Here is a 13105-nt window from a genome sequence, read left to right on the forward strand (position 1 = left end):
CGCCGGGACCGTCCCTGCTCGGTCCCCGGCAAACCGAGGCGTCACCGAAACAGGAACACCGGTCCAGGGGCCGGCCAAGGCGGGGACCGTCCCCGCTACAGGCGGTCCCCGACACGGGACCGACGCCGGGGACCGGTCCCCCAGGGGACCGGGGACCGCGGTGGGGACCAAGTGCCAAAAGGTCAGTAACGGGGATCGAGCATGGCGTCCTGCGCAGCCGACGACGGAACCCGCAGATGCCCAACGCAGCTGACATTGCTCACCGCGTACACGCCCTCACCGACCATCCGCACAACGACGAAAGACACGGAGACCAGTCATGCACGACCCGCACTACGAAGTTCCCTCCATGCAGCAGGAGGTGACCACCCCAGCCCCGGGCGGAGCAAGGTATGGCGTTGGACCGTCCAAGGGCCGGTCCCACGCGAAAGCCTCCGCCCCGGGGGTGGCGGAGGCAGGTCCCCGGCGCGAGGGCGCACCGGGGGCAGGGAGTGTGCGGGCGGCGGACGAGGCCGCGCTGCGCCGCCTCGCCCGCCGTCGCGCCCGCCAGGACGTGCAGCGCAAGGAGCGGGTAGACGTCCGCTACAGCGTCGACGAGAAGCAGGCGATCGTCGACGAGGCCCGCCGCCTCGGCCTGGCCGGCGCCCACCTCGTCGGCGCCATCGTCATGGCCCACCTGAACGGCGACCTCGCCCTGCCCGCACAGCGCACCCCCGTCGACGACCTCATCGACGAGTACGCAGCCTTGCGCAAGCAGGTCTCCAGGGTCGGCACGAACGCGAACCAGATCGCCAAACGCCTCAACGAAGGCGGGACGACACACCCCATGGACGCCGCTGTGCTTGCCGAGGCCGGACGGCTGGCGGCCTTGGTCCAGGAGGCGGTCACGGCGGTCGACGCCGCCGCCATCGTGGCCGCCACAAACCGCCGGGCGGCCTGATTGATCGCGAACATCGTCAAGCCCGGCCACAAGACCAGGGGCGTCCTGAACTACCTCTACGGGCCCGGCCGCGCCAACGAACACAGCGACCCCCACCTCGTCGCCGCGTGGGACGACTTCGTGCCCGACCCCGGCCGCGACCCCGACGCCACCCTCGCCCAGCTCACCGACGTCCTCGACCTGCGGGTCAAGCAGGCCGGCCCGAAGGCGCCGAAGAACCACGTCTGGCACTGCTCGATCCGCGCCGCCCTCGAAGACCGCCACCTGACCGACGACGAGTGGGCCACCATCGCCCGCCGCGTGCTGAACGCCACCAGCATCGCGCCGGACGGCGACCCCGACGCCTGCCGCTGGGTCGCCGTCCGCCACGCCGACGACCACATCCACATCGTCGCCACCAAGGTCCGAGGCGACCTCCGCCCGCCCCGCAACTGGAACGACTTCCTGCGCGCCGACAAGGAACTCGTCGCCATCGAGAAGGAGTACGGGCTCCGTCAGGTCCCGCGCGGCGACCGCACCTCCGCCAAGCGACCCACCCGCGCCGAACAGGAGAAGGCCCGCCGCACGGGGAAAGCCCGGACCTCCCGCGAGCACCTTCGCACCATCGTCCGCACCAGCGTCTCGGCCGCCACAACCACCGAGGAGTTCTTCCGAATCGTCGAGGGGGCCGGAGCCCTCGTCGATATCCAGTACTTCCCCTCCGGGGACGTCCGCGGCTACAAGGTCGCCCTCGACGGCGACACCAACGCCCAGGGCGAGCCCGTCTGGTTCTCCGGCTCCACCCTCGCCTCCGACCTCTCCTACCCCAAGATCGCCGAACGCCTCGCGACCACGGAAGCACCGCCTGCCGACCAGCCCGAAACCCCGGCCTGGCGACGGCTCTCCATCGCCATCGACCGGACGCCCGACCACCTCGCCCGCGGCGAGGACCAGACCGGACAGGCCCACATCGCCGTCCTCGCCGAAGCCCTCGATGCACTTCCCCTGGTCGCACCCGTCAGCCTCCAGGCCCAGCTGATCCAGGCAGCCACAGCGTTCGAGCGCGCCGGCCGCTCCCGCATCCGCGCCCACCATCAGCAGGCCCAGGCCACGCGACGGGCGGTGAAGGCCGTCCTGCGCGTGCCCCCACCCAGGGATGGAGCCCTCCTCGCGACCGTCCTCGACGCCCTCCTGCTGGCGGTCATCGCCGCCCAGCACTGGCACCGCATCTGCAACCACACCCAGCAGGCCGAAGCCGCCCGACAAGCAGCCGAGCACCTCCGTGTCGCCTACCGCGCCGCAGCCGTCGAGCCGCTGGCCGTGATCCACCACCGGGGTCGGCGCCTGGCCCGGCCACTCCTGGATCGGCAGGCCGCCGTGGTGCGCCAGGCGCTCCCCGACCTGGCCGAGCAGATCCTCGCCGAACCCGCCTGGCCCGCCCTCGCTGCCACCCTCAACGAGGCCACCGCAGTCGGCCACGACCCCGCCGCGCTCCTCACCCAAGCCGCACGCCACCGAGAACTCGACACCGCCGACAACCTCAGCGAGGTCCTCACCTGGCGCCTGAGGCGCTCTCCGGATCTGGCAGTCGAGAAGCCGCCGCACGACACAGTAGGCAGAGTTCAGCCTGGTCCTGCCACACCCACGCCAAGGGCGACGCGGTCAGACTCCCTTCCGAGGAGTCGTTGACACGGACCCTGCCCCGTGCGGCGAATCCGCACGTTCACTGAGTGAACGGCCGAGGCGTTCACCCGGTGAACATCCGCGATGTTCACCGGGTGAACAGGCCGCGGCTCGCTCTCAGGGATGCCGTTCCGCGTCGGAACAGCGACCTCGTTCCAGCGCGGAACGCACTCCTTGTTCCGACTCGGAGCACCGGCGGACCGCTGTTCAGTTACTGAACAAGGCGGCCACTCCTCGTTACGCAGCACGCTCCCCCCGGTAGTGGCACACGGAGGCGGCCCCGTTCCTTCAGGGAACGCCGAACGCGTTCCCCAAGGGAACAGCTCTCGCGTTCCGGTTCGGAACACCCACGCCGTTCCGTTTCGGAACAGCGAACCTGTTCCGAAACGGAACACGCTAGCCACGCTGGTGAGAACGCAGGCCGGATCGCGCTCAGTCGATCTTGCCCTCCAGTAGTTCCAACGCCTCCTCCCACCGAAAGCGGTCCGCTCCCCCGCCCGCCTTCGGCCGGTGCGGCTCGTACGACCCGACCAGCACGCCCATCTCCTCCAGCTGGTCCAGGCTCCGGCCGTACGCCGGGTGCGCAGCCATGGCAGCGTTCACGTACGGCAGCACGGCCGTCGGGATCCCCATCCCGTACGCCTCGCACAGGATGCCCAGCGCGAGAGTGTCGGCGATGCCAGCGGCCCACTTGTTGACGGTGTTGAACGTGGCCGGCGCGACGGCGATGGCATCGGCGGGCGGGAGCGGACGCGAGTCGCCCGGTCTGCGCCAGGCCGAGCGGATCGGAAAGCCGGTCTGGGCCTCGATCGCCTCGGAGTCCAGGAAACCGAGTCCCTGCGGTGTCGCGACGACTCCGACGCCCCAGCCCCGCTCCTGCGCCGCGGTGATCAGCTTGTGGGCGTCGCCCGCGATGCCGGCGGCACAGACGACGACGTACAGAAACGGCTGTGCGGTCACGCGGGGACTCCCAGTCGGCGGCTGAAGTGGTGGAGCTCGGGCAGCGTACGTCGTCGGTCCCGGGCGGCCATGTCGGCGACCAGGTCGCGGACGGCGGGGCGACGTACGTCCTGGGCGGCACAGGTCTCGGCGATGCGGAGGGCCTGATAGCCCTCGGCGAGGCGGCCCTGCTGGCTGTAGGCGCGGGCGGCTTCGACCCAGAGCGCTGCCCTGCGTTCGGGGGCGGGGATGTGCCAGCGCATGAGGGGCGCTGCGGCATTCAAAGCGATGCCTGCGTCGCCGAATGACACCGAGGCACTGACGGCGTGGATTGCGACGTTGGTCGGGCTGAAGTTGGCCCAATCGTCGGGCTGGTCGAGAGCGACGTACCGGGCGACCTCCCGTGCCTCGTCGAGGAACTCCCGGGTTGCTGCACGGTCGCCGCCGCGGCTGGCCGCAGTCGCTCCTCGTAGGAGCAGCAGGCCGACGGCGGCGAGGTATCGGGACGAGTGCCGATCGTAGGAGCCGGCGAGCTGGCCTGCCGTGTGGCGGACGAGGGTGACGGCCTGAGCGGTGTGCTTCTCACGGGTCAGAACGTGAGCGTGAAGGCGGACGCTGGAGGCGAGGACGACGGGATCGCCGGAGCGCTCGGCCTCTGCCATGGCGCGTCCCACCGCCAACCAGGCGTTGCCCTGGTCCCCTTGCTTGAGGAGCAGACTCGTCGAGGTCCGGTACGCGGTGGCCAGAAGCCCGGCCGTCTCCTCGGCGTTGCGGTGGTCACCAGCCGCCTCCCGAAGATCAGTGATCAGGCCAGGCAGCATCGCCTCCAGCTCCGCGTAGTCGCAGGTGCAGAAGAGGCGGCGGGCGGTGGTGAGCCTGTCCCGCAGGGGCTGGATCTCTCCGTTCCACGAAGAGGCAGTGGCGGCTCTGGGGCCAGGGAGAAGTGAGCGTACGAGGTCGTCATGGGCGGCGGTGGCGGGCGTGGCCGGGGTCGTGAGGGAGGCGATGCTCGCGGCCAGGAAGGTGCGGCGGCGCATGTCTTCTGTCTCGGGATCGTCGGGATGTGGTGCGGCGGACACGTCGGCGTAGCTCAGGCCGAGGAGGTGTGGCGGAATGTGGAGTTCGGCGGCGACGGCGCGTAAGACGCGGATGTCGTCCGTGCCTCGTCCGCCTTCCAGGCGGCTGAGCTTGGACTGGTGGTAGCCCAGGGCTGCAGCGACGTCCTTCTGTGATCGTCCGCTGAGTTGGCGGGCGCGCTTGATCGTCTCGCCGATCTTCTCGGCTTCGGTCTTCACGTCGACCATCCATGCCCTTCCGTCCGTGTCGAGCATGCCCGTGCGGGCGAGCGTATGCGAGCCGTACGGGGTCGTCATGCAGCTTCTGCATACGCGATGCACCACGGGCACAGGACATCGCGAACACATCGCGTTCCACGGTTCCTTGGGCTGGTCGATCCCACCCCTGGAGGCCGCTCATGGAAGCGCACCAGATCACTTTCTCCGTTCTGCCGACGCCGGCCGCCGTGACCACGGCACGTCGGCGGGTTCGGGACGCCGTCCAGGACTGGGCGGAGACCCCACCGGATTCCGACGTCGTCCACACAGCCGAAGTGGTGTTCAGCGAGCTCGCGACAAACGCGATCCGGTACGCCGGGCACCACCCGATCCCTGTGGATGTCCGTCTGTCCGGCGCGGTGCTGCGAGTAGAGGTCCGCGACCGCGGTCCCGCGTTGCCCGCCCCGACGCTGCCGGAGGACGACAGCGAGGGCGGGCGCGGCCTCTTCCTGGTCGGCGTGCTCGCCGACCGCTTCGGTACGACGCCCACGGACTCCGGCAAGTCCTGCTGGGCCGAGATCGACATGTCCGAGCCCTCATCCGTCGCGGCCACGGCCGCCGCATCCCTTCCCGTACAGAGGAGTTACACGTGAGCACCCGCGTCCCCGCCGTCACATCCCAGGTGATCGCCATCCGGCCCGGCCGGCCCCTCGCCGGTGCAGTGACGGTCGACGGTTCGAAGAACGCCGCGCTCCCGCTCGTCGCCGCTGCGGCTGCCCTCCTTCGCCCCGTACGTCTCGACAACGTCCCCGCCAACTCGGATGTCCAGACGCTGCTGGGCCTGCTGCACCAGGCGGGCTGGAACACCTCCCACCCGGTGGGTGACAGCCACACCGTCCTCGTCCTCCCCGGCAAGGCGACCCCGACACCCGGCGGCCTGGGCGAGGACGCTTCCAGCATCCGCGCCTCGTACTACCTCGTCCCCGCTCTGATCGCCCTGTGCGGCCGTGCCCGGCTCCCCTGGCCGGGCGGATGCCGGATCGGTGACCGCGGGATGGAGCAGCACTTCAAGGTGTACGAAGCCTTCGGCGACCGCGTCCGCGTGGACGATCGCGGGTACGTGGTCGAAGCCGGCAAGGTGGTCCGTGGCACGGTGTCGCTGGTCCTGCCGTTCCGCTCGCGCGGGGCGACGATCGCCGCGGTGCTGCGCGCCGTGGTCGCGGGTACACCGCTTCGACTCGGGCAGCCGAACCTCTCCCCGGAGGTCCTCTGCGTTCTGGACGCTCTGACGACCGTGGGGTACGCGTACCGTGCCGGCGAGCGCATCCTCACCCTCGTACCGCCGTCTTCCGCCTCGGAGGATGTACCCGTCTGGAAGGTGCCGGGAGACAAGATCGAGGCCGGGACCCTGGCCTGTGCCGTGGCCGCCACCGGTGGCACCGCGCGGATCGAGGGCGTCCACGGACCCGACGTCGCACCACTGGTCGCCGCCCTGAACCGGATGGGCATCCCCACGGCCGATGAAGCCGAGGCGCTCGTCGTTCACGGTCGGAACACCCAACCGACCGGCCGCCCTCTGCGCGCCATGGCCACCCTCGCCCCCAACGGCCTCGACGCCGACTTCGAACCGCCACTGCTCGGCCTCGCCCTGGGCTTCCCCGGCACGCACCTGTTCTCGGATCCGATCAACCCCGGGCGCCACAGCAACCTCGTCCCGCAGCTCGTCCGCATGGGCGGGGAGATCACCGAACTGTCCTCCACCGAGTGCCGGTTTACCGGACCCCAGCGGCTGACGGGTGCCGGAGTGGAGGCGACCGACATCCGCACGGGTTCGGCGCTGATGGTCGCCGGGCTCACCGCCCGTGGCGTCACCACGCTCGGCGGGGTCGACCAGATCCGCCGCGGGCACGCCGACCTGCCCGGCAAGCTCCTCGCCCTCGGCGCCGACATCTACGAGGTCACCCCATGACCACAGCCAGACACTTCCAGCGAATCATCGCCACCACCGACTTCCACTCGGCCTTCGACGACGCCGTACCGATGCTCGCGCACCTGCACGCCATGAGACACGACAGCTTCGTCGTCGACTGCGGGGACTTCTTCGAGGGCACGGGCTACTACCGGCTCGGTCAAGGCCGGATCGAGCGGGACGTCCTGGTCCGTCTCTACGACGCCGTGGCTCCGGGCAACCACGGCTGGGGCCACTACTTCCGACCGGACCTCCAAGCCATCACAGTGTGCGCGAACGCCGTCGACGCCGAGACCGGCAATCCGCTCTTTCGTCCTGCCCGCCTCGTGCGTGTCGGCACCCGCCGCGTCGCCGTCACGGGTGTCATCGGCCCCCAGGCGTTCAATGCCATCCCCGCCGACCAGCGCGCTGGACACCGTGTCACCGAACCGGTCCAGGCACTGCGCGAGCTGATGCTGACCCACCACCACCGGGCCGACTCCTGGGTGGTGCTCAGCCACTCCGGGTTCGACGAGGACCTCAAGCTGGCTGCTGCCTGCCCGTTCCTGGACATCGTCTTCGCCGGGCACTGTCACAGCGAGCGTCCGAAGCCGGTGTCCGTCGGGGACACGCTCGTCCTCAAGGGGCGTGAACTCGCGACCGGGTACGCGCTGGCTGAACCCGTGGGCGCGGGCTGGGCCGCCCAGGTAGGCTCCTTCCCGCCAGCAGCCGCCCTCCCCCACGAACTCGGTCGTACATGGGAGGCCATCGACGCCGTCCACGAGGAACTGCGCGCACCGCTCGGTTTGCTCAGGCCCCCGTACGCGAACGGTCCGCTCGACCGTCGCGCCCTACTCTCCGACGTCGCCGACCGCCTCCACAACGGTCTGGGCGCCGAAGCCGTGCTGCTGAACGAGACCGCACTTCGGTCTCCCCGGTTGGGGACCGTACTTACGCAGGGCGACCTCCTGGCCATCGAGCCCTTCGACAACCAGCTCGTACACGCCCACCTGCCGGAGCGCTTCCTCGCAGACCCAGCGGCACTCCTCGCCCACCTCACCGAGCAGACGGGCCCGGTCGTGTCCTCGCCCCGCCCCCTGCCCGACCGCCTGCCGAGCGTACTGACCACCGGCTATCTCGCCGACTCGTACCTCGGAGGCCGCACCCGGCAGGCCGGCATCCGTCTCAGCCAGGCCGTGCAGCACACGCTCACCGATGGAGAATCCCGATGATCCTCACCGGCCCCGAGATCACCCAGGCCACGGCCGACGGCCGCATCCGCATCTCCCCGTTCGAGCCGACGCAGGTGAATCCGAACAGCTACAACGTCCGTCTCGGCGGGACCCTACTCACGTACGCCGGACACACCCTGGACGCCCACCGCCCGAACGCCACCGAGTCCATCGAGATCGGGCCGGACGGCTTCGAGCTCCAGCCCGGCCAGCTCTACCTCGGCCACACCATCGAGGAGGTCGGCTCGGACACCTTCGTTCCCCTGCTCTTCGGACGTTCCTCGGTCGGCCGCCTCGGCCTGTTCATCGAAATCACCGCTCCCATCGGGGACATCGGCTTCCACGGCCAGTGGACGCTCATGCTCTCCCCGATCCGGCCGCTCCGCGTCTACGCGGGCATGCGGATCGGCCAGATCATGTTCTTCGTGTCGGTCGGCCCGGTGGCGCTCTACGCGGGCAAGTACCAGTCGTCCGCCGGCCCCCAGCCCTCCGCGTACTGGCGCGACCTCGGCGCCCTCGGGGCGGTGGCCTCGTGATCCTCACCGGCCCCGCCATCGCCTCCGCCAGGGCCGCCGGCGAGATCACCATCGAGCCGTACGAGCCGCGAAGAATCTCCCCCAACGCCTACGACTGGCGTCTCGGCGACACCCTCCGCCTCCACGACGGCTCCCTGGACGCGGCGAGGCCGACCGACTTCCAGGAGGTGCCGATCCCCGAGTCCGGGTACGTGCTGCGGCCGGAGGTCCTCTACCTGGGGACGACGTACGAGCGGACCGGCTCGGAGGCGTACGCGCAGTTCCTCAACGGCGACCGTACGATCGGCGCGCTCGGGATCTGGGTCCACGTCTCCGCTCCCCTCGGGCACCAGGGCCACGCCATCCGCTGGACCCTGGAGATCCGGGCGAGCCGGCCGGTCCGGGTCTACCCGCGCATGACGTTCGGCAAGCTGGTCTTCCTCCAGGCCCTCGGTGCCACGGCCAGCTACCAGAACCACGGCCTCAAGTACCGGGACAGCCAGGGCATCGAAACGTCCCGCCTCTACGAGGAGAACCCGGGAGGCCCCCCGTGAACCCCACCGTCGTCACGGCCCTCGACCTGCCCTTCCCGAGCCCCGGCGGAAGCGTCGAGCTCTTCCTGGACCTGTACACCGGCCGCGTTCCCCTCCTGCCCGCCCACGCCTTCATGCTCGCGCCCGAGCGCAGAGGCTTGCGGCCGCCCATGCCAGCGGGTCTGGAGCTGGTGCAGGTGCCGGGAAAGTGCCTGACGGGGTACGCCTTCCGCCGCTACGTCGCCACTCTCCAGCGAGTCCTGGCCGAGACGGTGGATCCGGGCGACGCCGGAATCCTGCATCTGCAGCACCTGGCCTTCGGCGCCACACCGGCCCTGCTCAGAGCCTTCCCGAAGCTCCCTCGGATCGCCCTGGTCCACGGAACCGACCTTCTCTTCGCCGAAACGCACCCCGAACAGCTGGCCACCCTGCGCGAGGCCGCCTGGGCTGCCGACACGATCGTGGTACCGACCGGCGCAATGGCGGACCGACTGCTCCTCCTCGCCCCCGACACCCGACGCCGCAAGGTCGAGAAGATCTCCTGGGGCATCCCCGACCACCTCATCTCCACCCCTCCCCCACGGCGCCGAAACCAGCCCTCCAGCCACCTGCGAATCCTGTACGCCGGCCGACTCACCCCCGAGAAGGGCTTCGACACCCTCCTCTCAGCCCTCCCCCTCACCCAGTCCGCCGAGCTGTCCATCGCCGCACCCCGAGCCGAATTCCACTCCCTTCGCCCCCGCCTCCACCAGCGCGGAGTGCACGTCCACTACCTCGGCTGGCTACGCCGCCCACAGCTCTGGAGGACCTTCGCCGACCACGACGTCCTGGTGATGCCCTCCACGACACTGGAGGCCATGGGCCTCGTGGCGCTCGAAGCCCAGGCATGCGGACTCCCCGTCCTCTACCAACCCGTGCCCGGCCTCACCGAGGCGCTGGGCGGCACCGGCCTCGCCACCGACTTCGCCGACCCGCACACTGTCGCCCGCGAACTCGACCGCCTCCGCACCAGCCCCGGCCTCCTGCCGGCGCTCCGCGCAGCCGGCGCCATCAACGCGGCCCGCTTCCCCCTGAGCGCCACCGCAGCGGCTCTCGCCGAGCTCGGCAGGCGGCTCGCCTGATCACCCGTGGCGCACCCCCACCAGCACCGGCCGTCTCACTACGATCGGAACACCATGACGCTCGACATCCCGCGCATTGAGCAGCTCCTCCAGGACGGCGTCCGCGACCGGGTCTACCCGGGAGCCGTCTGGGCCGTCGGCAACGCCTCCGGTACGACGGCGAGTGGGGCTGTCGGCCTCCTCGACCCGGGCCGTCCCGACGAGCCGATGCGGCTCGACACCGTCTTCGACATCGCCAGCCTCACCAAGATCGTCGCCGTGTGGGCTGTCATCGGCACCCTCGTCGAAGAGGGCAAGCTCCAGCTCCACACCCCGCTCGGCACCTTCTGGCCCGAGGTCACCGGCTACCCGCTCGCCCAGGTCACCACCCACGAACTCCTGACCCACACGGCCGGCCTGCCTCTACGCGCCAACCTCAAGAACCTCTACGGCACCGACCCCCAAGACATCCGCGACGGCGTCCTCCACGAGACCCTCCATCGCGCCCCCAGCGAGGCCGTCGAGTACACCGACCGAGCTGCCCTGATCCTCGGCTACCTGGCCGAACACCTCGCCGGCCAACCCCTCGACCGCCTGGCCACCAGCCAGATCTGGGAACCCCTCGGCATGACCGAAACCCGCTTCGGCCCTCTGCCCGCGGACGTGATCGCCCGCTGCGCCCCCACCGAACTCGACGAGGAAACCGGCACTCACCTCAAAGGCACCGCGCACGACTTCTCCGCCCGCCTCCTCGGCGGCACCTGCGGCATCGCCGGCGCCTTCTCCACCCTCGCCGACCTCAACCGCTTCCTCCAGCACATGCTCGCCCCGACTCAGGCCGCCTTCGGCTCGGCCTGGATCGCCGACTCCCTCCGCATCCGCACCGGCGAACTCACCCCCGTCCGCGGCCTCTTCTGGCACCCCGCGCCCGGCACCGAGCTGCGTGAGGACGTCTGGGTCCACTACGGCTTCACCGGCACCGCCATGTGGATCAGCCCGAAGCAGCAGCGCTGGGCGGTCCTTCTCACCAACAAGCTCTACTTCACCCGAGACCGAGAGCCGCTGACCGGCGTCCGGAACACTTTTCGAGCCGCCGCCTTGTCCTGACCTGAACACAACAGCTTAGGACATCGAGGTCGTGCTGAACCGCGCATGCAGGTTCAAGGGTTTCGGCGTATTTGGCCGCACAGATGCGAGAGCAGAAGGGCTGGACTGTGGTCAGGTCGGTCGGATGGCGTCGCTGCAGCGGACCCGAGGGGGTAGGAGGGGCCGGCGCCACGCCGTGGCAGGATCTGGGCGGGAAGCTGGCCCTGTGCCCGATGCCTCGCGCAGCGCGACACGTCTCGGCCAGCGTCCACCCAGCAGGGAAGGTCAGCATGATGAAACGGGGCCCACTGGCGTTATCCAGCACATGAGTTCAGTCCCTGAGGTGTGCTCTGGGAGCATATGCGAATGAGTCATGATGATCAGGTGCGGAAGCTGGGCAAGAAGTTCACACGTGCATGCCACGCGAACTTCGGTCCAATGCTGCTGGCCATGCACGTGAAGGGCTTCCGGGGGGTACCGGACCTGACCCTGTCGTTCACCTCGCCCATCACGGCGTTGTCGGGGCTCAACGGAACAGGCAAGAGCACCATTGCTCAGCTCGCAGCATGCGCCTTCCGCCAGCCTGACGGTTACGCCTTGCTGCGCTTCTATGTGGCCCACTTCTTCCCGGTGTCCGCGGCCGACCCTCATCCCTTCGCAGCCGACGCCGAGGTCCACTACACCTACGCCACCGAAGGTCACTCCACCCCCCAGCAGCTGACCGTCAAACGAGCGGCCAAAGAGTGGTCCGGCTACAAGCGCCAGCCTCAGCGAGCCACCCACTACATCGGCTTCACCCAGTTCATCCCGAAAGTCGAACGCCGTGACATGTCCGTCTATGGTGCCCGCACCCTCGAACTGGGAGAAACCCGCCAACTGCAACCGCAGGCAGCTCAGCATGTGGCACGAATCCTGGGCCTGCCCTACGACCAGCTGGCATTCACCGACGTACGCACCACCACCAAGTCCTCCAAACTGGCCATGGCCAGCCGCGGCGGCCAGACCTACTCCGAAAACCACATGGGCTTCGGTGAAGGACGCGTCGTCTACATGGTCAACACGCTGGAGACCGCGCCTCCCAAGAGCCTCATCCTCCTGGAGGAACCCGAAACCTCACTGCACGGCGACGCCCAGGTACGACTGGCCCAGTACCTCGTCGACGTGGCCAACCGCCGCGGCCACCAGATTATTCTCACCACTCACAGCGCTGCGATTCTGGGCCAGTTCGGCCGGGAATCCGTCGTCTACCTGCGCCGCACCCCTGAGAATGGTGTCACAGCCACCCACGGCCTGAGCACCTACCAGATCGATTCCCACCTGCAGAGGGAAGGGCGCATACCTGACGGCATCACCATCTGCGTAGAGGACGCCTTCGCCCGCTGCCTGACCACGTGGATCTTCCGCACCACCGACCCGGATCTGTTGTCCGGCTGCACCTTCCTTGAGATTGGCGGAGGCCAGGAGATCCCCGGCGCAGTGAAGCTGCTGCGCAACGCCAAACGCCGCACGGTGGGCCTGAGCGACGGAGACATGCCCCACGACGGCGCAGGCGGGGTCATCACCTTGCCCGGCAGCCTCCCGCCCGAGAAGGAGGTCTTCTTCCACCCTGCCGTCAAGGACTACTTCGCCAGAGCGCCTTTCAACGTGGACATCACCGAGACACTTGCCGGTGTAGCCGACCACCACAACTACGCAAAAGTCATTGCCGATCGTCTCATGCTGGACCCCACCGCCATAGCCAGCGACGCCTGCCGCGCCTACGTCGAAGCCCACGAGTCGGCGGACTTCTTCTCCTTGACCGACTACGTGCGGTCCGAGGTCGGCGACCGCCGCTAGGCACCGCCCGACCGACTATGTGTATCCGATTGATGGTTTG

The 13105-nt window shown here is 69.5% G+C and carries 12 protein-coding genes; 10 read left to right on the plus strand and 2 right to left on the minus strand.

Features of this window, described 5'->3' with window-relative positions:
- Nucleotides 1–493 precede the first annotated feature (493 nt).
- Nucleotides 494–940: a plasmid mobilization relaxosome protein MobC gene (gene mobC / locus K7787_RS00280; RefSeq protein WP_308036259.1), complete on the plus strand. Its 447-nt coding sequence runs from the start codon at nucleotides 494–496 to the stop codon at nucleotides 938–940.
- Nucleotides 941–2608: a relaxase/mobilization nuclease domain-containing protein gene (locus tag K7787_RS00285; protein ID WP_247720385.1), complete on the plus strand. Its 1668-nt coding sequence runs from the start codon at nucleotides 941–943 to the stop codon at nucleotides 2606–2608. It abuts the gene before it with no gap.
- Nucleotides 2609–3034: 426 nt separating this feature from the next.
- Here the strand turns inward: K7787_RS00285 and K7787_RS00290 are convergent, their stop codons facing one another.
- Both K7787_RS00290 and K7787_RS00295 read right to left on the minus strand, forming a co-directional pair.
- Nucleotides 3035–3562: a flavoprotein gene (locus K7787_RS00290; protein ID WP_223000040.1), complete on the minus strand. Its 528-nt coding sequence runs from the start codon at nucleotides 3560–3562 to the stop codon at nucleotides 3035–3037.
- Entirely contained in the window at nucleotides 3559–4845 is a 1287-nt protein-coding gene (locus tag K7787_RS00295; RefSeq protein WP_223000131.1) for a helix-turn-helix domain-containing protein, read from the minus strand. Before K7787_RS00295 ends, K7787_RS00290 begins: the two co-directional genes overlap by 4 nt.
- Nucleotides 4846–5015: 170 nt before the next feature.
- Between K7787_RS00295 and K7787_RS00300 the strand changes: the two genes are divergently transcribed.
- The 8 genes from K7787_RS00300 to K7787_RS00335 all read left to right on the plus strand — a co-directional run bounded on the left by K7787_RS00300 (nucleotide 5016) and on the right by K7787_RS00335 (nucleotide 13065).
- Entirely contained in the window at nucleotides 5016–5468 is a 453-nt protein-coding gene (locus K7787_RS00300) for an ATP-binding protein (RefSeq protein ID WP_223000041.1), read from the plus strand.
- Nucleotides 5465–6784 (plus strand): carboxyvinyltransferase, encoded by a 1320-nt coding sequence (locus K7787_RS00305; RefSeq protein WP_223000042.1) that lies wholly within the window; start codon nucleotides 5465–5467, stop codon nucleotides 6782–6784. The genes K7787_RS00300 and K7787_RS00305 overlap by 4 nt, the downstream gene beginning before the upstream one ends.
- The gene (locus K7787_RS00310; protein WP_223000043.1) at nucleotides 6781–7995 is read left to right on the plus strand and encodes a metallophosphoesterase; all 1215 of its coding nucleotides are present in this window, start codon (nucleotides 6781–6783) and stop codon (nucleotides 7993–7995) included. Before K7787_RS00305 ends, K7787_RS00310 begins: the two co-directional genes overlap by 4 nt.
- Nucleotides 7992–8531 carry a dCTP deaminase gene (gene dcd, locus K7787_RS00315; RefSeq protein ID WP_223000044.1) on the plus strand — a complete coding sequence of 180 codons (540 nt, stop codon included), beginning with the start codon at nucleotides 7992–7994 and terminating at the stop codon, nucleotides 8529–8531. Before K7787_RS00310 ends, dcd begins: the two co-directional genes overlap by 4 nt.
- On the plus strand, nucleotides 8528–9064 hold the full coding sequence (locus K7787_RS00320) for a dCTP deaminase (protein ID WP_223000045.1): 537 nt from the start codon (nucleotides 8528–8530) through the stop codon (nucleotides 9062–9064). The genes dcd and K7787_RS00320 overlap by 4 nt, the downstream gene beginning before the upstream one ends.
- A complete protein-coding gene (locus tag K7787_RS00325) occupies nucleotides 9061–10164 on the plus strand; it encodes a glycosyltransferase family 4 protein (RefSeq protein ID WP_223000046.1) in 1104 nt (367 codons plus the stop codon). The genes K7787_RS00320 and K7787_RS00325 overlap by 4 nt, the downstream gene beginning before the upstream one ends.
- A 54-nt stretch (nucleotides 10165–10218) precedes the next feature.
- The gene (locus tag K7787_RS00330; RefSeq protein WP_223000047.1) at nucleotides 10219–11250 is read left to right on the plus strand and encodes a serine hydrolase domain-containing protein; all 1032 of its coding nucleotides are present in this window, start codon (nucleotides 10219–10221) and stop codon (nucleotides 11248–11250) included.
- A 345-nt stretch (nucleotides 11251–11595) separates the two neighbouring features.
- Entirely contained in the window at nucleotides 11596–13065 is a 1470-nt protein-coding gene (locus tag K7787_RS00335) for an ATP-dependent nuclease (protein WP_223000048.1), read from the plus strand.
- Nucleotides 13066–13105: the final 40 nt, after the last annotated feature.

Origin of the sequence: Streptomyces sennicomposti (assembly GCF_019890635.1) — a bacterium.
Taxonomy (GTDB): Bacteria; Actinomycetota; Actinomycetes; order Streptomycetales; family Streptomycetaceae; genus Streptomyces; species Streptomyces sennicomposti.

Excerpts from the sequence above, each read along its gene's own strand:
- K7787_RS00295 (WP_223000131.1), bottom strand. The coding sequence starts at position 4,845 with ATGGTCGACGTGAAGACCGAAGCCGAGAAGATCGGCGAGACGATCAAG.
- K7787_RS00330 (WP_223000047.1), top strand. The coding sequence starts at position 10,219 with ATGACGCTCGACATCCCGCGCATTGAGCAGCTCCTCCAGGACGGCGTC.
- K7787_RS00300 (WP_223000041.1), top strand. The coding sequence starts at position 5,016 with ATGGAAGCGCACCAGATCACTTTCTCCGTTCTGCCGACGCCGGCCGCC.
- dcd (WP_223000044.1), top strand. The coding sequence starts at position 7,992 with ATGATCCTCACCGGCCCCGAGATCACCCAGGCCACGGCCGACGGCCGC.
- K7787_RS00310 (WP_223000043.1), top strand. The coding sequence starts at position 6,781 with ATGACCACAGCCAGACACTTCCAGCGAATCATCGCCACCACCGACTTC.
- K7787_RS00335 (WP_223000048.1), top strand. The coding sequence starts at position 11,596 with ATGAGTCATGATGATCAGGTGCGGAAGCTGGGCAAGAAGTTCACACGT.